The sequence below is a fragment of the Ruegeria sp. CL7 genome (assembly GCF_056536445.1).
In genome coordinates, this window is record NZ_JBQFPQ010000001.1 from 1,035,782 (window position 1) to 1,057,717 (window position 21,936).

24 protein-coding genes and 1 tRNA gene are annotated in these 21,936 nt (G+C 56.7%); 17 read left to right on the plus strand and 8 right to left on the minus strand.

Features of this window, described 5'->3' with window-relative positions:
* Together ACR0LI_RS05200 and ACR0LI_RS05205 are read left to right on the plus strand one after the other, a co-directional pair.
* The gene (locus ACR0LI_RS05200; RefSeq protein WP_152458023.1) at window positions 1-288 is read left to right on the plus strand and encodes a DUF1330 domain-containing protein; all 288 of its coding nucleotides are present in this window, start codon (window positions 1-3) and stop codon (window positions 286-288) included.
* Between the two features lie 371 nt (window positions 289-659).
* Window positions 660-1,283 (plus strand): transglutaminase-like cysteine peptidase, encoded by a 624-nt coding sequence (locus tag ACR0LI_RS05205; protein ID WP_171723250.1) that lies wholly within the window; start codon window positions 660-662, stop codon window positions 1,281-1,283.
* Window positions 1,284-1,357: 74 nt separating this feature from the next.
* Here the strand turns inward: ACR0LI_RS05205 and ACR0LI_RS05210 are convergent, their stop codons facing one another.
* From ACR0LI_RS05210 to ACR0LI_RS05235, 6 genes are all read right to left on the minus strand, one after another.
* Window positions 1,358-1,837 carry a hypothetical protein gene (locus tag ACR0LI_RS05210; RefSeq protein WP_480718131.1) on the minus strand — a complete coding sequence of 160 codons (480 nt, stop codon included), beginning with the start codon at window positions 1,835-1,837 and terminating at the stop codon, window positions 1,358-1,360.
* Between the two features lie 463 nt (window positions 1,838-2,300).
* Window positions 2,301-4,118 carry a translational GTPase TypA gene (gene typA, locus ACR0LI_RS05215; protein ID WP_480718132.1) on the minus strand — a complete coding sequence of 606 codons (1,818 nt, stop codon included), beginning with the start codon at window positions 4,116-4,118 and terminating at the stop codon, window positions 2,301-2,303.
* A 76-nt stretch (window positions 4,119-4,194) separates the two neighbouring features.
* A complete protein-coding gene (locus tag ACR0LI_RS05220; RefSeq protein WP_171632384.1) occupies window positions 4,195-4,530 on the minus strand; it encodes a DMT family transporter in 336 nt (111 codons plus the stop codon).
* A gap of 376 nt (window positions 4,531-4,906) precedes the next feature.
* A complete protein-coding gene (locus ACR0LI_RS05225; protein WP_480718133.1) occupies window positions 4,907-6,070 on the minus strand; it encodes an HD domain-containing protein in 1,164 nt (387 codons plus the stop codon).
* On the minus strand, window positions 6,067-6,312 hold the full coding sequence (locus tag ACR0LI_RS05230) for a hypothetical protein (protein WP_152458018.1): 246 nt from the start codon (window positions 6,310-6,312) through the stop codon (window positions 6,067-6,069). The genes ACR0LI_RS05225 and ACR0LI_RS05230 overlap by 4 nt, the downstream gene beginning before the upstream one ends.
* Window positions 6,312-6,965, minus strand: a complete 654-nt coding sequence (locus tag ACR0LI_RS05235; RefSeq protein WP_152458017.1) for an alpha/beta hydrolase — start codon at window positions 6,963-6,965, stop codon at window positions 6,312-6,314. The genes ACR0LI_RS05230 and ACR0LI_RS05235 overlap by 1 nt, the downstream gene beginning before the upstream one ends.
* Window positions 6,966-7,146: 181 nt before the next feature.
* Between ACR0LI_RS05235 and iscR the strand changes: the two genes are divergently transcribed.
* The 11 genes from iscR (at window position 7,147) to ACR0LI_RS05290 (ending at window position 15,760) form a co-directional block, all read left to right on the plus strand.
* A complete protein-coding gene (iscR, locus tag ACR0LI_RS05240; RefSeq protein WP_152458016.1) occupies window positions 7,147-7,605 on the plus strand; it encodes a Fe-S cluster assembly transcriptional regulator IscR in 459 nt (152 codons plus the stop codon).
* A 50-nt stretch (window positions 7,606-7,655) separates the two neighbouring features.
* Entirely contained in the window at window positions 7,656-8,702 is a 1,047-nt protein-coding gene (locus tag ACR0LI_RS05245) for a cysteine desulfurase family protein (protein ID WP_480718134.1), read from the plus strand.
* Between the two features lie 13 nt (window positions 8,703-8,715).
* Window positions 8,716-10,236: a Fe-S cluster assembly protein SufB gene (sufB, locus tag ACR0LI_RS05250; RefSeq protein WP_171204775.1), complete on the plus strand. Its 1,521-nt coding sequence runs from the start codon at window positions 8,716-8,718 to the stop codon at window positions 10,234-10,236.
* Complete coding sequence (locus ACR0LI_RS05255; RefSeq protein WP_480718135.1) at window positions 10,236-10,439, plus strand: hypothetical protein; 204 nt, start codon at window positions 10,236-10,238, stop codon at window positions 10,437-10,439. Before sufB ends, ACR0LI_RS05255 begins: the two co-directional genes overlap by 1 nt.
* A gap of 49 nt (window positions 10,440-10,488) precedes the next feature.
* The gene (gene sufC / locus ACR0LI_RS05260) at window positions 10,489-11,244 is read left to right on the plus strand and encodes a Fe-S cluster assembly ATPase SufC (protein WP_152458012.1); all 756 of its coding nucleotides are present in this window, start codon (window positions 10,489-10,491) and stop codon (window positions 11,242-11,244) included.
* Window positions 11,244-12,524 carry a SufB/SufD family protein gene (locus ACR0LI_RS05265; RefSeq protein WP_480718136.1) on the plus strand — a complete coding sequence of 427 codons (1,281 nt, stop codon included), beginning with the start codon at window positions 11,244-11,246 and terminating at the stop codon, window positions 12,522-12,524. The genes sufC and ACR0LI_RS05265 overlap by 1 nt, the downstream gene beginning before the upstream one ends.
* Window positions 12,524-13,009 carry a YIP1 family protein gene (locus ACR0LI_RS05270; protein WP_171632399.1) on the plus strand — a complete coding sequence of 162 codons (486 nt, stop codon included), beginning with the start codon at window positions 12,524-12,526 and terminating at the stop codon, window positions 13,007-13,009. The genes ACR0LI_RS05265 and ACR0LI_RS05270 overlap by 1 nt, the downstream gene beginning before the upstream one ends.
* Window positions 13,006-13,572 carry a YIP1 family protein gene (locus ACR0LI_RS05275; RefSeq protein WP_171632402.1) on the plus strand — a complete coding sequence of 189 codons (567 nt, stop codon included), beginning with the start codon at window positions 13,006-13,008 and terminating at the stop codon, window positions 13,570-13,572. The genes ACR0LI_RS05270 and ACR0LI_RS05275 overlap by 4 nt, the downstream gene beginning before the upstream one ends.
* 12 nt (window positions 13,573-13,584) lie before the next feature.
* Window positions 13,585-14,805, plus strand: a complete 1,221-nt coding sequence (locus ACR0LI_RS05280) for a cysteine desulfurase (RefSeq protein ID WP_480718137.1) — start codon at window positions 13,585-13,587, stop codon at window positions 14,803-14,805.
* A 77-nt stretch (window positions 14,806-14,882) separates the two neighbouring features.
* A tRNA-Arg gene (locus ACR0LI_RS05285) sits at window positions 14,883-14,959 on the plus strand.
* 468 nt (window positions 14,960-15,427) lie between these two features.
* Window positions 15,428-15,760, plus strand: a complete 333-nt coding sequence (locus tag ACR0LI_RS05290; RefSeq protein WP_171723259.1) for a hypothetical protein — start codon at window positions 15,428-15,430, stop codon at window positions 15,758-15,760.
* Window positions 15,761-15,815: 55 nt separating this feature from the next.
* Here the strand turns inward: ACR0LI_RS05290 and mepK are convergent, their stop codons facing one another.
* Window positions 15,816-16,385 carry a peptidoglycan L,D-endopeptidase MepK gene (gene mepK, locus ACR0LI_RS05295; RefSeq protein ID WP_171632409.1) on the minus strand — a complete coding sequence of 190 codons (570 nt, stop codon included), beginning with the start codon at window positions 16,383-16,385 and terminating at the stop codon, window positions 15,816-15,818.
* 417 nt (window positions 16,386-16,802) lie between these two features.
* Between mepK and ACR0LI_RS05300 the strand changes: the two genes are divergently transcribed.
* Genes ACR0LI_RS05300 through ACR0LI_RS05315 form a run of 4 tightly spaced genes read left to right on the plus strand, consistent with a single transcriptional unit; the run spans window position 16,803 to window position 20,978 of the window.
* Window positions 16,803-18,344 carry a L,D-transpeptidase family protein gene (locus ACR0LI_RS05300; RefSeq protein WP_480718138.1) on the plus strand — a complete coding sequence of 514 codons (1,542 nt, stop codon included), beginning with the start codon at window positions 16,803-16,805 and terminating at the stop codon, window positions 18,342-18,344.
* A 34-nt stretch (window positions 18,345-18,378) separates the two neighbouring features.
* Window positions 18,379-19,470 carry a UDP-3-O-(3-hydroxymyristoyl)glucosamine N-acyltransferase gene (gene lpxD / locus ACR0LI_RS05305; protein ID WP_171632414.1) on the plus strand — a complete coding sequence of 364 codons (1,092 nt, stop codon included), beginning with the start codon at window positions 18,379-18,381 and terminating at the stop codon, window positions 19,468-19,470.
* Window positions 19,471-19,502: 32 nt separating this feature from the next.
* A complete protein-coding gene (locus ACR0LI_RS05310; protein ID WP_171723262.1) occupies window positions 19,503-19,760 on the plus strand; it encodes an acyl carrier protein in 258 nt (85 codons plus the stop codon).
* 9 nt (window positions 19,761-19,769) lie between these two features.
* A complete protein-coding gene (locus ACR0LI_RS05315) occupies window positions 19,770-20,978 on the plus strand; it encodes a beta-ketoacyl-[acyl-carrier-protein] synthase family protein (protein WP_171632419.1) in 1,209 nt (402 codons plus the stop codon).
* 56 nt (window positions 20,979-21,034) lie between these two features.
* On the opposite strand, the gene ACR0LI_RS05320 is transcribed toward ACR0LI_RS05315, so the two are convergent.
* A complete protein-coding gene (locus tag ACR0LI_RS05320; protein ID WP_171632421.1) occupies window positions 21,035-21,643 on the minus strand; it encodes an invasion associated locus B family protein in 609 nt (202 codons plus the stop codon).
* Window positions 21,644-21,936 lie beyond the last annotated feature (293 nt).

Genomic DNA, 21,936 nt, shown 5'->3' on the forward strand with positions numbered 1-21,936 from the left:
ATGGCTGCACTTTGGATTGCACACGTGACGGTGACCGATGCCGAGGCGTATGGAAAATATGCCGAATTGGCCGGGCCAGCCATTGCCAAGCACGGGGGCACTTTCATCGCCCGTGCGGCGCGTTACGTTCAGTTGGAAGGCAAGGAACGGCCACGCAACGTTGTTGCCCGTTTCCCGTCGCTAGAAGCAGCCGTCGAATGCTACAACTCGGATGACTATCAAGAAGCATTGAGTCATGCGCGCGACGCCAGCGAACGTGAATTGGTTGTGGTTGAAATCACGGAGTGAACGACTGCGTTCACGACGTGTAGCGCGGTTTGCCCGGTAAAGGGGCAGCCAATAGGCAATCATTGGCTTATACCACCACTCGGCCAAGGGAACTCAGCCCGTCAACAGGGGGCTGAGTTTAATTTTTAATTATTTCAATCACTTAACAGGCCACGCTGTCGCGTATTTGCGCGATCGGCACCCGAATTGTGGCCGCGCCACCCAAATTCTTGCGCAAAAAGGTCAGATTGACGGACGAATTTCCGCCCTTTTTCCCCTTCAACTTTTTAGGTGATTGCCTGGGCGGGGTTATTCGCGGATAGTTTCACGAATCGGAATGCGACCCTGTTTGACGTGCAATCGTGCGAAGAACATCGGATTGGGGTACAGGCATGAAACACTTCACAAATCTGGCCAAGCGGTTTGGTGCAAGACTTCTGCCGGTTTCAGTACGGGCCTTCAGCATCTGTTTTTTGGGCGTCTGCACCCTAGCCGTGGCCCCCGTCGCACATGCGTCCGGTAACGGATTTATCCCAAGTGTCGCGGCCTCTCCGCCACCGTCAGGGGCGGCCAATCTGTGCGCTGAGTACAAATGGGCCTGTGCCAAAAAACGCTCCGTATCCCTGTCCAGCCAGCAAGAACTGAAGGTTGTCGAACAGGTAAATCGGCGCGTGAACAGATCGACGCGAGAAGTCACCGATCAATCCCAGTACAAGATGACCGAGCGTTGGGCGCTTCCGACAGCCAGGGGTGGCGATTGCGAAGACTTCGCGCTGTTGAAGAAAAGGGATTTGATCCATGCCGGCGTCGATCCAAGTAAACTGTTGATCGCTACGGTTCTGGACACGCGTCGCGTGCCTCATGCGGTGCTGGTGTATCGCTCTTCCAAGGGTGATTTGGTTTTGGACAACCTCACAAACCGTATCAAACCCTGGACGGCAACGCGGTACCTGTTTCTTCGCATGCAAGACCCGAATCGGCCCGGACGTTGGGTTGGTGTGTACGGCCATAGCTGACGAAACCTGGAAATCTTTTTGAGAAACTGAATACCGGTGCAATCGTATCTTGCACCGGTAATATTGCTTCCCAATTAGAACGTTTCGCCGCCGCCTTCGTTTTCGCCGCCGCCTTCGTTTTCGCCGCCGCCTTCGTTTTCGCCGCCGCCTTCGTTTTCGCCGCCGCCTTCGTTTTCGCCGCCACCTTCGTTTTCGCCGCCGCCTTCGTTTTCGCCGCCGCCTTCGTTTTCGCCGCCACCTTCGTTTTCGCCGCCGCCTTCGTTTTCGCCGCCACCTTCGTTTTCACCGCCAGTGCCGCCACCTTCACCGCCAGTGCCACCACCGCCGTCTCCAGCGCCAGTGGTGCCAGCTCCACCGCCTGAACCGCCGCCGCCACCGAAAGCCGGGCTGCTGTCGACAGTCTCATCAGACGGCCCATCTCCGGACCGCTGATCACTTGCACCGATCGAAGCCGTGGGAAAATCAGAAAGCAAGTCTGCAAGTGGTGTGCATTCAGCTCCGACACGCGCCAGAATTTGATCGAAATCGTGCCGGCGTTGAATGTATCGGATCATGCCCGATGTTACAGCGTCGCACTCACATAATACCTGTGCGGATGCTGCGGATTGTCTGGCTGTTTGAACGGTACATGTACCTGCCGCGAAAGCTTCGCCCGCGGGTGAAAACAAAAACGTCGTAGCAACAAAAAACAGCGGGATATTGCGGGACCGGATACCCATTTGGAACTCCTCGAAACTCGATACTTTACTACGTGTTCATATGAACCATCGGAGCGAAGGTGTTTATGAACGACGTCACACAACTGGCACATTTTCACCTTAAACGGGTCTCAATCACAATATGTGGATCGAGGGAGCAGGGGAAAAATAATGCAACCTAAAGAAGAAACATCCCTGTTTTCAGAAGAAAACCGGGCGTATTGCCCGGTTGTCCGTTTTTCATCTTTTGTCCGTTTGGACGCAAAATTGCCACACTTGGGCAATTGTTTCCGATTGCGGTAGCGGTCTGCCAGGTAAATCAGGCCGACTTGGCCATCCGCTTGCGCTCGTGCGGGTCAAGAAAACGCTTGCGCAAGCGCACCGCGTTCGGGGTGACTTCGACCAGTTCATCGTCGTCAATATAGGCAATTGCCTCTTCTAGCGAGAACTGAACATGTGGCGTCAGACGAACCGCGTCGTCCGAGCCACTGGCGCGTACGTTTGTCAGTTTCTTGCCCTTCAGCGGGTTCACTTCCAGATCATTGTCACGAGAATGCTCGCCAATCACCATACCTTGATAGACATCCGTTTGAGGACCAACAAACATCCGGCCACGCTCCTCGAGGTTCCACAGAGCATAAGCGACGGCCTGACCGTTCTCCATCGAAATCAGAACCCCAGCCCGGCGGCCCGGGATCGGGCCTTTGTGCGGCGCCCAGTCTTGGAACACGCGGTTCAGAACGCCTGTGCCGCGGGTATCGGTCAGGAATTCGCCGTGATAACCGATCAGGCCACGGGACGGTACATGCGCGATGATGCGGGTCTTGCCTGCACCTGCCGGGCGCATCTCGACCAACTCACCTTTGCGGGCCCCAGTGATCTTTTCGATCACGGCGCCCGAGTATTCATCGTCTACGTCAATGGTGACTTCCTCGATCGGTTCCAGCCGCTGGCCGTTTTCCTCGCGGAACAGAACCTGCGGGCGCGAGATGCTGAGCTCGAACCCTTCGCGACGCATGTTCTCGATCAAAACGCCCATCTGCAATTCGCCACGGCCGGCGACCTCGAAAGCCTCGCCGCCGGGTGTGTCGGTGACGCGAATCGCGACATTCGATTCGGCTTCTTTCATCAGACGATCACGGATGACGCGTGACTGAACTTTCTTGCCGTCACGACCGGCCAACGGTGAATCGTTGATACCGAAAGTTACGGTGATCGTCGGCGGGTCGATGGGCTGTGCAGGCAGGGCTTCTTCGACCTGCGGAGCAACCAGAGAATCCGCCACGGTGGCTTTGCTCATGCCGGCGATGGTGACGATGTCACCGGCTTCGGCCACATCGATAGGTTGCTGAGCCAGCCCGCGGAATGCCAGTATTTTTGAGGCGCGAAAGTTTTCGATCAACGATCCGTCACGGCTCAGGGCTTTCAGGCTGTCGCCAGCTTTCAATGTGCCGCTTTCCACACGACCCGTCAGAATGCGGCCGATGAATGGATCGCTGCCCAAAGTGGTAGCCAGCATCCGGAACGGCTCACCCTTATGCGCGATTTGTTTCGGGGCAGGAACGTGATCGACGATCAGATCAAACAGTGCGCTCAGGTCCTTGCGCGGGCCGTCCAGCTCCATATCCGCCCAGCCTGAACGGCCCGAGGCATACATGGCCGGGAAATCCAACTGATCATCATCGGCGCCGAGGTTGGCAAACAGGTCAAAGCACTCGTCCAATGCGCGATCAGGCTCCGCATCCGGCTTGTCGACCTTGTTCAGAACCACGATCGGGCGCAGGCCCAGCGCCAAGGCTTTCGACGTCACGAACTTGGTCTGCGGCATCGGGCCTTCGGCCGCGTCAACCAGCAGGACGACACCATCGACCATGCTGAGGATACGCTCGACTTCACCACCGAAATCGGCGTGGCCCGGCGTGTCGACGATGTTGATGCGCGTGTCTTTCCATTCGACCGAAGTTGCCTTGGCCAGAATGGTGATGCCGCGCTCGCGCTCCAGATCGTTGCTGTCCATGGCGCGTTCCGCCACGGCCTGGTTTTCCCGGAACGCGCCGGATTGTTTGAGCAGCTCATCCACCAGGGTCGTCTTGCCGTGGTCCACGTGAGCGATGATTGCGATATTGCGCAGGTCCATGAGAGGTCAGCCTTTGAACGGGAAGTTGCCGCGCGCATAGCGCGGCGCGACAAAATATACCAGCCCTAACCGTGGATCAGTGACCGGCAGTCTTGGAAAAGAGGTGAATGATCAGGATTCCGGACAAGATCAACGTCAATCCCAGGATTGCAGGCCAATCCAGCCTTTGGCCGAACACGATGAACCCAATCACGGCGATCAGAAAGATGCCCAGACCCGACCAGATTGCATAAACGATACCGACAGGCATGTATTTCAGTGTCAGCGCCATGAGATAAAATGCGACTCCGTACCCCACGACCACAAGGACGGACGGCCAGAACCGCGTGAATTGCTGACTGGCCTGCAAGGCCGTGGTGCCGATGGTTTCCGCAACAACAGCCAGCATCAGATACAGATACGCTTGGGGCATTTTGATCCTCGAAACAGGAAAGATACCCCGCGTTGAGCATGAAACCGAAGGAGTGGGCAAGGCAATTTTGGATCTGAAGATGGAAGAAAACCACCTGAGGTCAGGTATACCTGACTATTCAGAGAATCGAATTAGTGTAATCTTCTCAGCGTATTTTAGGATTTGTATTTGAGTATTGAGTTATGACGACATTTTCGAAATCCGTAATATTTGCTGCGGGTCTGATAGTGGTGATTGGGTGGCTTGCTGACGGGGGGTCCGTCGAAGTTGAAGCAGCCAACATGGTTCAACAGTTTGATGGTAGTAGTGTTTTTTAAATACCACGTAGAGCTTAGCAGGGAAAAAGGAGCCGTCGGGCTCCTTTTTTCTTTTCTGTCTAGGGGTGTACAACCTCGACGCTTTGGAAGTGTGCTGCCAGTTGCGGTTGCAGCCAATCCCACAGCCGAGGAGAACCTGCTGCAATCGCAGGCTGCACGCGCGCCTCAAGCTGGGCATATGTAACCTTGTAATCGACCCACGACCCGCCGCCGGTTTCCAGATTGGCGACAGGTGTCTGAAACCGATCAACGGCTTTGGCGAACCTGGCGTCCGGGCTGTCTGCCGCTTCAAATTCCTGCCACAGGGCAGTGAAGGTGTTGCATTGGGTGTCGGGCAGCAGTCCGAACAAGCGCTTGGCCGCCGCTTGTTCCTTGGCTGCTTGCGCTGCGTGATCGACCTGCCCGTGGATCGGATTGTCGCCGGCGTCGATTTCGACGATATCGTGCAGCAACAGCATCTGAAGGACCCGATCAACACTGATACCTGAGGGCGCATTTTCAGCCAGGACCCAGGCGTAGAGCATGATGTGCCACGAGTGTTCTGCCGAGTTTTCGAAACGATCACCCGCCATCAGCCGCGAGGCACGCAGAACGGACTTCAGCTGATCAGCTTCGGTCAGAAACGCCAGCCGTTGCGTAAACGCGTTGGCCTGCGTATTTGCACCAGCCAGCAGGTTTGCGGCGTGCTCGTAGGCCAATGGAAAAACCTGTTCCAGATAGGCGGCGCGACCGCCTTCGAGATTTGAACGCGCTATGTCCACGTGATCCGGATCGGGGTTCGGGGCACACAGAACCTGAAACAGTGGCTGACAACGATCCAGAACCTTGGCAAATCGGGCGTCGGCGGTCTGATCCTCTTCAAATTCACGCCAGACAGCGTGAAACGTATCGGCCTGATCCTTTGGCAACAGCCCAAACAGATCTTTGGCTGCAGCTTGCTCGGCCTTGGCAACCGAGGTCCAATCGGTCTCAAGGTGAATTGGGTGGTCGCCGACAACAATTTCAACCAGGTCATGCAGCAATAGCATACGTATGACCCGATCAATCGAGACATCCGGCCTTGCCAACGGGGCCATGACCAGGGCCCACAAGGCCAGATGCCAGCTGTGCTCTGCCGAATTTTCGGGTCTGGACTGGTCAAGCAGGACATTTGCCCGCTCGACCATTTTCAGTTCGTCGGCCCGTTTCAGAAACGCGATTTGCGCCGACATTCGGTCGGTCATTGCTTTTCTATCGCCTTCTGCTTTGCACGATGCGCAGACAAGCGTTTGATCACGAACTGCCTGGCTTTCCGCTCAGCCAACCGAACACGAATTTCCGTCAGAAACGCCTCTTCCAGAGACTGAGAAGCGGCCCCGAGCACTTCACCAACTTCGACAAAGAACCTGTCTTCGCCTGTCTCATCCATAACCTTCATCGTATCTTCGGCCAGTTTGGCGGCAAGAGATGTGATGGTGTCGGACATCAGCGGGTGTTCTCGGTCAGGCGGCGTTTCACATAGTCGCTGACATTGGTGATCAGCGTGTCCATATGACGATCCTGAAAGAAGTGATCTGCACCTTCCACTTCGGTGTGCGTGATGGTGATTCCCTTCTGCTCGTGCAGCTTGTTCACCAGCGAGGTCGTGTCAGCCGGTGGCGCCACCCTGTCAGCCGTGCCGTTGATGATCAGGCCGGAAGACGGGCAGGGGGCAAGGAACGAAAAGTCATACATGTTTGCAGGGGGCGATACACTGATGAACCCCGTGATTTCAGGGCGGCGCATCAGCAGTTGCATACCGATCCACGCACCGAACGAGAAACCTGCGACCCAGCAGTGTTTCGAATTGTTGTTCATCGATTGCAGGTAATCCAGCGCCGACGCCGCATCGCTCAGCTCGCCCACGCCCTGATCATACTCGCCTTGGCTGCGACCGACACCGCGGAAGTTAAAGCGCAACACGGTGAAGCCCATGTTGTAGAAGGCATAGTGCAGGTTGTAGACCACCTTGTTGTTCATGGTCCCGCCGAACTGAGGGTGCGGGTGAAGCACGATGGCGATCGGTGCGTCTTTTTCCTTTTGCGGGTGGTAGCGGCCTTCCAGGCGGCCTTCGGGTCCGGGAAAAATCACCTCGGGCATGTGTGCTTTGGTCCTGTCTTTTTCGTGCCGATGCCCGGATATACTTGACGATAATCGTCGGGCACCTTAGAACGGTTCTAATTACATTGCTTGGCGCATACCAGCGCTGTCAGTCGGAGATACGCACTGGCAACGTCGGCGTCAATGATTTCGCGCAAATCCTGCTGAAAGGGGACATGGAATGAAGCTGTCGACCAAAGGGCGTTACGCAATGGTCGCCCTGGCGGATATTGCGCTCCAGCCGACGGAACGACTGGTGACGCTTGGAGAAATCTCCGAGAGGCAGGACATTTCGTTACCATATCTCGAGCAGCTCTTCGTCAAACTGCGCCGGGCGGACTTGGTGTCTTCCGTGCGGGGGCCCGGTGGCGGGTATCGACTGGCACGCCCGGCATCCGAAATTCGTGTCGTCGAAATTCTGGCCGCCGTGGACGAAACCGTTGATGCGCTGCAAAAAGGGGCAGGCGCGTCCGGGGCCTCGTCCGGCAGCCGCGCTCAATCATTGACCAATCGGCTTTGGGAAAGTCTCAGCGCGCATGTCTATGTGTTCCTGCATCAAACCCGTTTGTCAGATGTGATCAAGAACGACCTCGCCCCGTGCCCGGCCGTGCCGAGCCTGTTCTCTGTTGTAGATGAATGATCTGAACGGGCGGGATATGAAATGAAGTCTGCCGGCAAAAAGATGTATCCATGAAACGTGTTTATCTGGATCACAATGCAACAACGCCGCTGCGCCCCGAAGCGAGGGACGCGATGATTGCGGCGATGGATGTCTGCGGCAATCCCTCGTCGGTTCATGCGGAAGGTCGGGCCGCCAAAGCTCTGATCGAGCGCGCCCGGGCCCAAATTGCATCGGCCTTTGGGGCGGATGGGGCGGATATCGTCTTTACATCAGGGTCAACCGAAGGTGCGGCGCTGGCATTGTCGGGGCGCCAATTGCACGGCGCGGAGATTGAACATGACGCGGTAAGATCTTGGATTAATGAGGATCTTACGGTTTCCGAGGCCGGAGACGTGCAGGTAATCGCGCCTGAAATGTCGACATTGCAACTGGCAAACTCAGAGACGGGGATTGTTCAAACACTGCCGTCCGGCCTGGCCGTGACAGACGCCACACAGGCTTTTGGAAAGCTGCCCGTCGCGTTCAACTGGATGAATGCCCAGATGGCCCTGGTCTCGGCGCATAAACTGGGCGGTCCAAAGGGTGTCGGTGCCGTTGTGATGCAACGCGGAACCGATCTGGCGGCACAGATCAAGGGGGGCGGCCAGGAAATGGGCCGCAGGTCAGGAACCGAAAATGTCATTGGTATCGTGGGGTTCGGCGCCGCAGCTGAAGCTGCGATGCGGGATCTGGCCAATGGCGTTTGGGAGCAGGTCGAGGAATTTAGAAATATTCTAGAAAACGCTCTTGAGGCTGCTGTAAAATCACCTATTTTTGTCGGGAAAGGGCGGCAACGCCTGCCGAACACCCTGTGTTTTGCCGCCCCCGGCTGGAAAGGTGAGACCCAGGTCATGCAGATGGATCTGTCGGGTTTTGCGGTCAGTGCGGGCTCTGCCTGTTCAAGCGGCAAGGTTCGTGCCAGCGCGGTGCTCACCGCAATGGGATACGACGAGGTGACAGCCAGCAGCGCAATCCGCGTATCGCTGGGACCTCGGACAACGGAAGAAGATGTGCTGCGTTTCGCCGAAACGTGGCTTGAGAAAGAGAAAAAGCATCGCGCGCGCCGCGTGATCTGACGGAGGGCAAGTTATGGCCGCTTTGGACCAGACCCAGGTGAAAGAGGGTGTCGATCAGGAAACCGTGGATGCGGTGCGCGAGGTCGGAACCTATAAATACGGCTGGGACACGGACATCGAAATGGAGTACGCGCCGAAAGGTGTGAACCCGGACATCGTTCGTCTGATCTCGGAAAAGAATGAAGAACCGGAATGGATGACCGAGTGGCGTCTGGCCGCGTTTGAACGCTGGACCAAGATGGAAGAACCGAAATGGGCCATGGTCACTTATCCAAAGATCGATTTTCAGGACCAGTATTACTATGCGCGTCCGAAATCGATGGAAGAGAAACCCAAGTCGTTGGACGATGTCGACCCCAAGCTGCTGGCCACATACGAAAAGCTTGGTATCCCTTTGAAAGAACAGATGATTCTGGCTGGTGTCGAAGGTGCTGAGGATGCTCCGGCCGAGGGGCGCAAGGTTGCTGTGGACGCGGTGTTTGACTCGGTGTCCGTCGGCACGACCTTTCAGGCCGAACTGAAAAAGGCCGGTGTGATTTTCTGTTCGATTTCCGAAGCGATCAAGGAACATCCTGAGCTGGTCAAGAAGTATCTGGGCACTGTGGTTCCGGTGTCGGACAACTTTTATGCGACTTTGAACTCGGCCGTGTTTTCGGATGGGTCCTTCGTCTACATTCCGCCCGGTGTCCGCTGCCCGATGGAGCTGAGTACCTATTTCCGCATCAACGCCGAAAACACCGGCCAGTTCGAGCGCACGCTGATCATCGCCGACAAAGGTTCGTACGTGTCCTATCTGGAAGGCTGCACCGCGCCCCAGCGCGATACCGCGCAGCTGCACGCGGCCGTGGTCGAGATCATTGTCGAAGAAGACGCCGAAGTGAAATACTCGACCGTTCAGAACTGGTTCCCGGGCGATGAGAACGGCAAGGGCGGCATCTACAACTTCGTGACCAAGCGCGCCGATTGCCGGGGCGACCGGTCCAAGGTGATGTGGACGCAGGTCGAAACCGGCTCGGCCGTGACGTGGAAATACCCGTCCTGCATCCTGCGCGGCAACGAAAGCCAGGGTGAGTTCTATTCGATCGCGATTGCCAACAACTATCAGCAGGCCGATACCGGCACCAAGATGGTTCATCTGGGCAAGAACACCAAGTCTCGCATCGTGTCCAAGGGCATCAGTGCGGGCAAGGCGCAGAACACCTATCGCGGTCTGGTCTCGATGCATCCGAAGGCCAAGGACAGCCGCAACTACACCCAGTGTGACAGCTTGCTGATCGGCGACAAATGCGGCGCGCATACGGTTCCGTATATCGAGGTCAAAAACAACTCATCTCGTGTCGAGCACGAGGCGACGACATCCAAGGTGGATGACGATCAGCTGTTCTATTGCCGTCAGCGTGGCATGGATGAAGAAGAGGCCGTGGCTTTGGTGGTCAACGGGTTCTGCAAGGACGTTCTGCAAGCACTGCCGATGGAGTTCGCCATGGAAGCGCAGCAACTGGTGGCAATCTCGCTGGAAGGGTCGGTTGGCTGATGACGCGGGCGTCACGAAGCGGCATCCGGAAAGAAGACGTGTTGACCTGGCTGGGTTACGCGTTCCCGGTTCTTGGCGGTCTGCTGGGTATTGCTTACGTCAACATCAACCACATGGAATTCATCAACCCGGTTTGGGCGGTTGGCGGAGGGGCGATCCTGGGTTGGATCGTCGCGCGTCTGATCCGCAAGTTGCTGGGATAAGAAGGTTTCGGGGCCACGGTGCCCCTTGCGATACGCAAAAGGATAAAAAATGCTGGAAATCAAGAATCTGCACGTGAAGCTTGAAGAAGAAGACAAGCAGATCCTAAAGGGTGTGGACCTGACGGTTGAAGCCGGCAAGGTACACGCGATCATGGGGCCGAACGGGTCAGGCAAGTCAACACTCAGCTACGTGCTGTCGGGCCGCGACGGGTACGAAGTGACCGAGGGTTCTGCCACGCTGGATGGCGAGGACCTGCTGGAGATGGAACCGGAAGAGCGCGCCGCTGCCGGCGTGTTTCTGGCTTTCCAGTACCCGGTCGAAATTCCGGGCGTGGGCAACATGACCTTCCTGCGCACCGCCGTGAATGCACAGCGCAAGGCGCGGGGTGAGGACGAGCTGTCCGCCGCTGATTTCCTCAAGGAAGTGCGTGCCAAGGCCAAGACGCTGAAGATCGACGCGGATATGCTCAAGCGTCCGGTCAATGTGGGCTTCTCGGGCGGTGAGAAAAAGCGCAATGAAATCCTGCAAATGGCCATGCTGGAACCCAAGATGTGCATCATGGACGAAACCGACTCGGGTCTGGATGTGGATGCGATGAAGCTGGTCGCCGAAGGTGTGAATGCGCTGCGCGATGAAGGTCGCGGGTTCTTGGTCATCACCCATTACCAGCGCCTGCTGGATCACATCAAGCCCGACGTCGTGCACATCATGGCCGATGGCCGCATTGTCAAAACCGGAGGCCCAGATCTGGCGCTCGAGGTTGAAAACAACGGTTATGCCGACATTCTTGCCGAGGTGAACTGATGGCCTTGCCCGAAGTCAAACAAACCGCGACCGAGGCCCGGCTGTCTGCCTTGACCATGCCCGACGCGGGATGCACCCGCGCCGCGCGCGAAGACGCGCTGGCCCGTGTTCTGGAAACTGGTCTGCCCGGACGGCGTGACGAATATTGGAAATACACTCAACCGGACACTCTGGTCTCGCCAGACGCGCCTCCGGCTGCGGTGTTTGCCGATGATGAGCCGTTGATGTTCAGCGGACTCGACCGGCTGAACATCGTCTTCGTGGACGGTGAATTCAGCGCCGGAGAGTCGGACGACCTGACGCTGGAAGGCGTGACCATCGACCGGCTCGAGGATATCTGCTGCAAGGACATTCATTGGGCGAAAGACCTGTATGGCGTGCTTGAGACGCGCGGTCAATCGCCGGTCCAGCGTCCGCTGGCGGCGCTGAACACGGCTTTTGCGTCGGATGGTGTGGCCATTCATGTCACCGGCAAACCGTCCAAACCGATCAACCTGGTCTATCGTCATGCATCGCCGACCTCGGATGCGATCCTGCACCACGTCATTCGCGTGGAAAGCGGGGCCGAGGCCACCATTCTGGAAACCGGCCCGGCTGCGTCACGCTTCAACAAATGCATGGAGATCGACATCGCCGACAAGGGCACGCTGCACCATGTGCGCGCCCAGGGCAGGGACCATGAACGCCGGGCCGCGACCCATATGTTTACCCGTCTGGGCACGGAGTCTGTCTATAAATCCTTCACTTTGACAGTGAATGGCGTGCTGACCCGCAATGAGCAGGTCGTCGAGCTGACAGGCGATGACGCGGTGGCCCATGTGGCCGGGGCCTGTGTTGGCGATGGAGACTTCCATCATGACGACACGGTTTTCATCACCCATGATGCGGTAAACTGCGAAAGCCGTCAGGTGTTCAAGAAAGTGCTGCGCAACGGGGCGACCGGCGTGTTTCAGGGCAAGATCCTTGTGAAGGAAGGCGCACAGAAAACCGACGGTTACCAGATCAGCCAATCGTTGCTGCTGGATGATGACAGCCAGTTCCTCGCCAAGCCCGAGCTTGAGATCTATGCCGATGACGTGGCGTGTTCGCATGGCTCGACCTCGGGTGCGATCGACGAAACCGCGCTGTTCTATCTGCGGTCCCGTGGCGTGCCGGTCAAGGACGCAACCAACATGCTGACTTTGGCCTTTCTTGCCGAAGCGGTGGATGAGATCGAAGACAGCGCCTTGGCGGAAGAGATCGTAAGCCGTCTGGAAGGGTGGCTGGCGCGTCGTAGCTGATGGCCGTCTCGTCTGACATACTGGCCACATACCGGGGGCCGGGGCGCGTGGTGCGCCGGCTTCTTGAAATGGGTCAGCGGGAAGACAGGGCACTGGTGTTTGTCATGGCGTTTTGCGTTGTGGCCTTTGTCGCGCAAATGCCCAGCCTTGCCCGCAAAGCGCATCTTGAAGGCGTCGAGCTGAACATGCTTCTGGGCGGCGCTTTGCTGGGGTCGGTGTTCATACTGCCGTTGTTTTTCTACACGCTGGCGCTGATTTCCTATTGGGCGGCGCGGATGGCGGGCGGGCAGGGCACTGCTTATGGCGCACGACTTGCCCTGTTCTGGGCTTTGTTGGCATCCGCCCCCCTGGTCTTGTTGAATGGTCTGGTTGCCGGGTTCATCGGGCCCGGGCCCGCTTTGACAACTGTGGGCATCGCCTGGGTTGCTGTTTTTGTCTGGTTCTGGTTATCCGGTCTGAGACAAGTACAAAGGTCCGCTGCATGACTATCAATTCCCTCGGCGCTCTGGCGGTTCTGACGATCAGAAGCCCCGACCAAGCCGCCCGCCAGTTGTTGTCCTTGAAACCGGGGCGGGAAGGGTTGTGGCTGGCCTTTGCGCTGGCAGTGGTTTTGAACTGTCTCGTCCAGTTGGGAATCGATTTGTCGGTGCCCGTGCCGCAAGGTCAGATCGCACCGCCTCCCGAAAGTATCCCCGTTGTTTTGCTGCGATCCGCCGGAGCAATGCTGCTGAGCATCCTTGCGTTCTTCGTCGTCGGAAAAGCAATAGGCGGCAAAGCAAGCTTTGACGATCTGATGGTCCTGACGGTGTGGTTGCAGTTCCTGCAAATCGTCGCCCTTGTCATGACCCTTGTTCTAAGCCTGACGATGCCGTTTCTGATGATGATAATGCTGTTCGCGACGGCGATCCTGAGCCTTTACATCACGCTTCATTTCCTGAACGAAGCGCATCAATTCGGATCCCTTTGGAAGTCCTTCGCCGTAATTCTGTTGTCAGCCCTGATTGCGGTTCCCTTCGTCCTGTATTTAACACCGGCCGCGCCTGTCTAGGAAAACCGTATCATGTATGATGTGCAGAAAATTCGCTCTGACTTTCCGATCCTGTCACGTCAGGTGAATGGCAATCCGTTGACCTATCTGGACAACGGTGCGTCGGCTCAAAAGCCTCAGGTCGTCATCGATGCGGTGACCCGTGCCTATTCCGAAGAGTATTCGAATGTTCACCGTGGATTGCACTATCTGTCCAATCTGTCGACCGAGAAATACGAAGCTGTTCGGGGGATCATCGCCCGTTTCCTGGGGGCATCGAACGAGGATGAGATCGTTCTGAATTCAGGAACGACCGAAGGAATCAATCTTGTTGCCTATGGCTGGGCCATGCCGCGCCTGGAAGCCGGGGATGAGATCGTCCTGAGTGTCATGGAGCATCACGCCAACATCGTGCCCTGGCATTTCCTGAGGGAACGGCAGGGCGTTGTTCTGAAGTGGGTGGATGTGGACGCTGACGGGGGGCTGGATCCGCAGGCGGTAATTGATGCGATCGGCCCGAAAACCAAACTTGTGGCCGTGACGCAATGTTCCAATGTTCTGGGTACCGTCGTGGATGTCAAAGCCATCACCGAAGGTGCACATGCCAGGGGCGTCCCGGTGCTGGTTGATGGCAGTCAGGGCGCGGTGCATATGCCGGTGAACGTGCAGTACATCGGTTGCGACTTTTACGCCATCACCGGCCACAAGCTGTATGGCCCGTCGGGGTCGGGTGCGATCTACATCAAGTCCGAACGCATGGCCGAGATGCGCCCCTTTGTCGGTGGCGGTGACATGATCAAAGAGGTCAGCAAGGATCAGGTGATCTACAACGACCCGCCGATGAAGTTCGAGGCCGGAACACCCGGCATTGTCCAAACCATCGGCCTGGGCGTTGCGCTGGAATACATGATGGATTTGGGAATGGACAACATTGCCGCCCATGAATCCGGCCTGCGGGACTATGCCATGCAGCGCCTGAACGGTCTCAACTGGCTTCAGGTTCAGGGCACGCGGCCAGACAAGGCAGCCATCTTCAGCTTTACGCTGGACGGGGCCGGCCATGCCCATGATGTATCCACGATTCTGGACAAAAAAGGGGTTGCCGTCCGCGCCGGGCATCACTGTGCGGGCCCGCTTATGGATCACCTGGGCGTCACGGCGACCTGCCGTGCCAGCTTTGGTCTCTACAACACGACGGATGAGGTCGACACACTGATCGAAGCGCTTGAATTGGCGCATGATCTTTTCGCCTGATTTTGGTTTCAAAGAGGGTGCAACAATCACGATTTTCAGTTGCACCCGGATTGGAACAAGGTTAGCTAACGGCCAAGGCACCTGTAGCTCAGCTGGATAGAGCGCTGCCCTCCGAAGGCAGAGGCCAGAGGTTCGAATCCTCTCAGGTGCGCCACCATCGCTATATTTCTAAGGTTTATTGGGCAAAGCAGGAACTTCTGCACCAAATTGGGAGAAGTTCCCGGGCCGCATAGCTATCGCTAATGAAGGACAAGGGTCTTGCGCTGCTCCGGGGATATGCCGCAGCATAGCGTTATTCAACATCTGCCCCGGTCAAGCGCTTCTTTAGTTTTCGCGTTTTCGGTTTCCAGCGCCCGAAACATCTTGGCTTACAACAGTTCCAAACAGCATCTAGTGTTGAAACTACGAAAGGTGCCCTGGCTGATCCCCTCTCGGGATATTTTCCATGCGAAGACCCTTTCGGGCCATGGATAGTGTCTGCACGCCTCCGTTTTTCGCCTGCTTGCCACCACGCGAACAATCCTGACAATCATTTTGAGGCTTAACCCCTCAAGCAGTGGTTTTTTTGATGTACACTTTCCGAACGAGGCTGGCGCGCGTCAGCTCAAATGGAGGAAGGAATGTGAAAGTCATCTCTTCAAATAAGAAGCTGATAATCGTTGTCGTGATTGTAGCACTATTGGGTAGCGCGATTACCGGGGTTTCAGCTTCAAGCGTTTTAGGATGGATCTTGGTCGCCGTAATTCTGGCGTTTATCCTTGGAAAGCTGACCGATGATGAAGAACCCGAAAGCGATGATGATTCAGAAAGCGACAATGCTTCCGGTTCCAGTGTTCCCGCTGACGTCGGCGATGAAAAGTCTCGTGAGACCAGCAATTCCACTGCGGCGACAGCATCCAGCAATGACACCGGAGGCGGTGATGCCGGCGGCGGAGGGGGAGACGCGGGGATGTAACTGGCCGCCCCCGTCAAACCCCTGTCATATAAGCCGAGATCGCGAAGTCGCTGTCTTAGCCGCGCCAGGTGCGGACGACACCGCAGTCCATATGCACGAAATTGGACCCGTTATATTGACCGACACCGCCGGCCCGGCATGACATAGCAGCCTTAGCCATCTGCGAGACGGAGCGGGAAGACAGGCGCAGGTCTGCCGCTTGTCCCTTCATATGAAGCGACTTCCGGGCAACGCCGCGAGAGCGGGCGCGGAGCATGGCGTTGGTCTGAGGGGAGCGATAGCCCGACAGCAACATGTAAGGTTCGTTGACATCCAGAAGGTTGTGTGATGCCGCCATGATATCAATCGTGCGTAAATCGATGGATTTTACGTGATCCGTGCGCCAATCGCGCATGAAATGGTTCACTTCTTTGACTGCGTCCTTGATATATTTACCATCGACCCAATAAATCATGTCCAACCGTTCGCCCGTGCGACCGGAATACATGCGAATGCGACGGATATCGCCGCCGCCGCGCAAAAAACCTGCTGCTTTGGAGTAGGTGGGTGCTGCTGCGACTGCTGTTGCTGCAAACGCACCCAATAGGGCACGTCGGGTCAAGCCCGAGGAACTGCTCTTGGTCATTTTGGTTCGTCCCGTACTGTTCCTGCCTGCGCACGATGTTACGCGCGCTGTCTTAATTTTTTCCCATCCCAGATGCGGAATTTATGACACAATCGGATTCGACGGCCAAGAAGTGTTTCATAGGCACCTTTTCAAGGGGGAATTTTCGGCAGATTTTTGCGCAAATGTCACAGCCGAGCGCAGAATATTTGCAGGTGTGGGCTGCGCATCACCGGGCCGATGCAAACGCGCATCAGACGCCAACAGAAGCAATTCGGTAAGGAATTTGTGAATAGACAAGTCTGCGCAGCCAAACTCATAGTTGTTCGACGCACATATCACCAACCAAGCCATTGATTCCAAGGCCATCCAATGCTTTCTGTATTCCGAACCTGTACCAGTATCCTGCTTGCCGCCTGTTTTGCGGCCACTGCGAGTATGGCAAACACCACTTCTGAACCTGCGCACAACACGGCGTTTCAGATGGCCGTTGCAGAACATACCCCACGGGAATCGCAGATCGCAGAGTTTTACCGGACAACCGGGTTTTCGCCGATTTGGGTGGGTGAATCCGATGAGCATATGCAACGCCGGGCCGCATTGATCCAGGCACTGTCACATGCGCATCTGCACGGTCTGCCAAGGGCCGATGCGACAGTTTCATCCTTGATGCAGAAAATGCAGGATGCACGCTCGACACGCGATCTTGGCGCCGTTGAAGCGGAACTGAGCCGGGTTTTTGTGGATTTTGCCGACGCATTGTACTCGGGTTTTATTCGGCCCCGAAACATCGACGACGGGCTTGTTCGGTCGGTGGATCGTCGCAGCGCGGCCGAGCATCTGAACGCCCTGAACACACATGGCGCCGCGTATCTTGCGCAATTGGCTCCTCAAACCCGTCAGTACCGGGCTCTGATGAAACAGAAGCTGGCGCTTCAGAATTTGGTAGATCAAGGCGGTTGGGGGGCGACAGTTCCGGAAACTAAGTTGGAATTCGGGGATACCGGGCCCAATGTCGTGAAGCTTCGCAATCGGCTGGTGTTAATGGGCTACATGAAACCCTCGGCCAGCCCGTCGTTCGACGCCGCGTTGCTGGAAGGGGTCAGGGCCTTTCAAATCGCGCATGGGTTGGAACCCGATGGCGTTGCAGGCAAGGGCACGATTGCCGAGTTGAATCGTCCCGCCGTGGACCGGCTCAAGGCTGTTTATGTCGCTCTGGAACGGGAGCGCTGGTTGCCTCGGGAACGCGGCGCACGTCATGTCCTTGTCAACCAGACAGATTTTTCGGCAAAGATCGTGGATGACGGGCAAGTCACCTTTGAAACCCGTGCGGTGATCGGCAAGAACACGCATGATCGCCGCAGCCCAGAGTTCTCGGATGTGATGGAACATATGGTGATAAACCCCAGCTGGTATGTTCCGCGCTCGATCATCACCAAGGAATACCTGCCGAAGCTGAAAGCGAACCCCAACGCGGTCGGTCATATCCAGATCACGGACAGCAGGGGGCGGCAGGTCAATCGCGGGGCGGTTGATTTCAATCAGTTCACCGCGCGAAGCTTTCCTTTTGCGATGCGCCAGCCGCCCAGCAAAAGCAATGCTTTGGGGCTGGTCAAGTTCATGTTCCCCAACAAGTACAATATCTATCTGCATGATACGCCTCAGAAAAGCCTGTTCGCGCGCGAGGTGCGGGCGTTCTCGCACGGCTGCATCCGGCTGGCGCAGCCTTTCGAATTTGCATATGCGTTGCTGGCCAAACAGGAAGAGAATCCCAAGGCATTCTTTCATCGTGTTCTGAGCACGGGAAAGGAAACCAAGGTCAATTTGGAACAAAATGTTCCGGTCCACCTGATCTATCGAACGGCATATGTCGGGCCAAAAGGCGAGGTGCAGTATCGCCGTGATGTCTATGGCCGGGACGGCAAGATTTGGGAGGCCCTGCAAAAGGCAGGGGTGGCCCTGCCGGACGTTCAGAGTTAAGCACAGGGCAAATCCTGCCAAAAGGAAGCCCGAGATGCAGTTTACCATTCAACAAATCGCCGACGCTTTGGGTGCTGAATGCCAAGGCGACGGTGGCCTGACGATCGTGCGGGCGGCCGAACCGGGCGATGCTGACCCAACCGATCTGGCCATGGCCATGTCTCCGAAATACGCCGAAGCGCTTTCGAAAGGGCGCGCGCGCGCCGCCGTTCTGTGGGAGGGCGCGGATTGGCAGGACATGGGGTTGCGCGCGGCCATATTCGTGAAGCGTCCGCGCATGGCGATGGCGGGGATCACCTCAATGCTGGATCGCGGGCAAGGGATTGAACCGGGCATTCATCCTTCCGCAGTGATCGATCCAACGGCCGAAATTGGACCAGATGTGGCGATAGGACCTCTGACTGTTGTTGGTGCTCGGGCGCGAATAGGTTCGGGCTCGGTCATCGGAGCACACTGCGTGGTGGGAATGGACGCCATTCTTGGCGAACAGGCCCTGTTGCGTGAAATGGTCAGCATTGGCGCGCGCGCACAAATCGGGGATCGGTTCATCGCGCAACCCGGTGCAAGGATTGGTAGTGACGGGTTCAGTTTCGTGACCCCCGAGGTTTCTGGCGCTGAGAACGCCCGCAAAACGTTGGGCGATCAGGGCGACGCCAAGGCCCAAAGTTGGCTCCGTATCCATTCTTTGGGCGCGGTTGAGATCGGTGATGATGTCGAGGTTGGCGCCAATTGCACTGTCGATAATGGAACAATCCGCAACACGCGGATCGGTGATGGCACCAAGCTGGATAATCTTGTCCATGTCGGGCACAACACCCGCGTCGGGCGGGATTGTCTGCTGTGCGGTCAGACAGGTGTCTCCGGCTCGGTCGAGATCGGCAACAACGTCGTTCTGGGTGGTCAGACCGGAGTGGTCGACAACATTTTCATAGGGGACGGCGTTATTTCGGGTGGGGGCACGAAGATTCTGTCAAATGTGCCCGCCGGGCGCGTGATCATGGGGTATCCGGGCATCAAAATGGAGACCCACACCGATGTCTACAAGGCGCAGCGCCGACTGCCCCGAATGGCACGCGACGTTGAGGCATTGAAAAAGGCTGTTTTCAAACAGACCCCAAGCGATTAAATCATCGTCAAACTGAAAATCAGGGGATCGACATGAGCATCAGCGACCGCGTCATCGCAATCATTGCAGAGCAGGCCGTGCTGGAGCCATCGGATGTGACGCCCGAAAGCACGCTGGAAGATCTGGGAATCGACAGCCTTGGTCTGGTGGAAAGCATATTCGCCATCGAGGAAGAGTTCGACATTTCAATTCCGTTCAACGCCAATGAACCCGAGGCCAACGATTTTGACATATCCAATGTCGCTGCGATCATTTCCGGGATCGAAAAGCTCGTGTCGGAAAAGGTCTGACTGACGCTCATGAAACGTGTTGTCATTACCGGCGCAGGTACGATCAATTCACTGGGCCATTCGGTTCCTGACACGCTGGAAGCCATGCGCGAAGGCCGTTGCGGCATCTCGGAACTGGAATTTCGGGACGTTGATCGGTTGGCCATCAAGATCGGCGGGCAGGTTCGCGGCTTTGAGGCTGAAGGTCGGTTCAACCGTCAGCAGATGTCGCTGTATGACCGGTTCACTCAGTTCACTCTGACCGCCGCCAAAGAGGCCATCGATCAGTCCGGCATCGAGTTTCACGGAGAGTTGGCCGCAAAATCAGGTGTTGTTCTGGGGACCGCCGGCGGTGGCGTATCGACCTGGGATGACAATTATCGCTCGGTTTATGAGGACGGAAAGAATCGGGTACACCCGTTTGTTGTTCCCAAACTCATGAACAATGCGGCGGCCAGCCATGTTTCCATGGAACACAACCTCAAAGGCCCCAGCTTCACCGTGTCGACTGCCTGTGCGTCCTCGAACCATGCCATGTCTCAGGCCTTTCAGATGGTCCGAAGCGGCATGGCCCCGGTCATGATCACAGGCGGGTCCGAATCCATGTTGTGCTTTGGAGGCGTCAAGGCCTGGGAAGGGTTGCGCGTCATGTCCAAGGATGCGTGCCGACCGTTTAGCGCCAATCGCAACGGAATGGTACAGGGCGAAGGGGCCGGGGTCTTTGTTTTCGAGGAATACGAACACGCCCGCGCCCGTGGCGCCGAGATCATGTGCGAAGTCGTTGGTTTTGCCATGTCATCGGATGCGGCCGATATCGTGATGCCCAGCAAGCAAGGGGCTTCACGGGCCATGTCAGGTGCCTTGGCTGATGCCAGATTGAATGCAAGCGATGTGGGTTATATCAACGCGCATGGCACCGGGACGGCTGCGAATGACAAAACCGAATGTGCCGCCGTGGCGGATGTTTTCGGGCCCCATGCTGACGACCTGATGATATCGTCGACCAAATCCATGCATGGTCACCTGATTGGTGGAACCGGTGCGGTGGAACTGTTGGCATGTATCATGGCGCTGCGGGACGGTGTGATCGCACCCACCATCGGATACGAGGAACCCGATCCGGAATGCGCGCTTGATGTTGTGCCGAACGAAGCTCGGGAAGCCAAAGTTGACGTCGCGCTCAGCAATGCGTTTGCCTTTGGCGGGCTGAATGCGGTTTTGGCGCTGAAGCGGATATAACGAACAACGTACAAAACAAGGCCGCCGCATTCAGAGCGGCCTTTGTCTGCGATCTGTCAGTTTTGCAGGACTTCCAGCTGATCGTAGCCACTGGTAAATCCAGCCAGCGACATTTCGATTTGCAAAAGTTGGCTCGGGGCCAGAATTGACACCAGCGAGATTGTTGCCTCACTGCCCGCTTTCATGGCGTCTATATCGCCTTGCGTAAAGCCCAATTGCGCGACGCAGCCTACCGGGTTGCAGTGATGATAGTTGTATCTTTTACCCGGTGCGCCGTCTATGGACACAGCAATTTGTGCTTGCAGCATGGTCTCCAGCGGCACAGTCAACCTAGCTCCGGCAACGGCCTCCGCTCCTTCGGGAAGCTTGTTGATCGAGATTTCCGCAATCGGCTGGCCCTCGGCGCCGGAAAGAACTTGACGCAGCAGGCAAGGATCGTCGCCTTCTTCGGTCCGTAGACAGGTTATATTCCAAGCACCGCTTGTTTCTTTGACGTATTGCTCGCCGATACGTGGGCCAGTCTCTCCCAGATCCAGTTCTTGCGCGGCTTCGGTTTGGGCGGGCTCGGCCTGCTGCGGGCTTTCGTCGTTGGCCTCTTGGGCATAGACTGCGCTGCTAAGAAAGGCGACGGCCACTGTATTTGCGGTTAGAAGTTGCTTGATCATGAATGCCTCGACTTGATGCTTGAGCTTTTTGCTTCGTTTAACACTCTTCTGAACTGGTGTCAGGCACTAACAGAACGGCTGGTCTGAACGTGAACGGATTCTTGCCAGAACACCAGAAACCAACTGCCCTGAGACAGAAAAAGAGAGCTGCATAAGCCAGCTCTCTTTTCCAAAAGGTTCTCCCCGTCGGACTGGCCGACTTATTTATGCGCAAACCCTACGAGAGGGTCGCAGACGGGTCAACAGCTATCCTCAAATTTTAATACTGCGGTCAGAGCTTTGAAACCATTTTT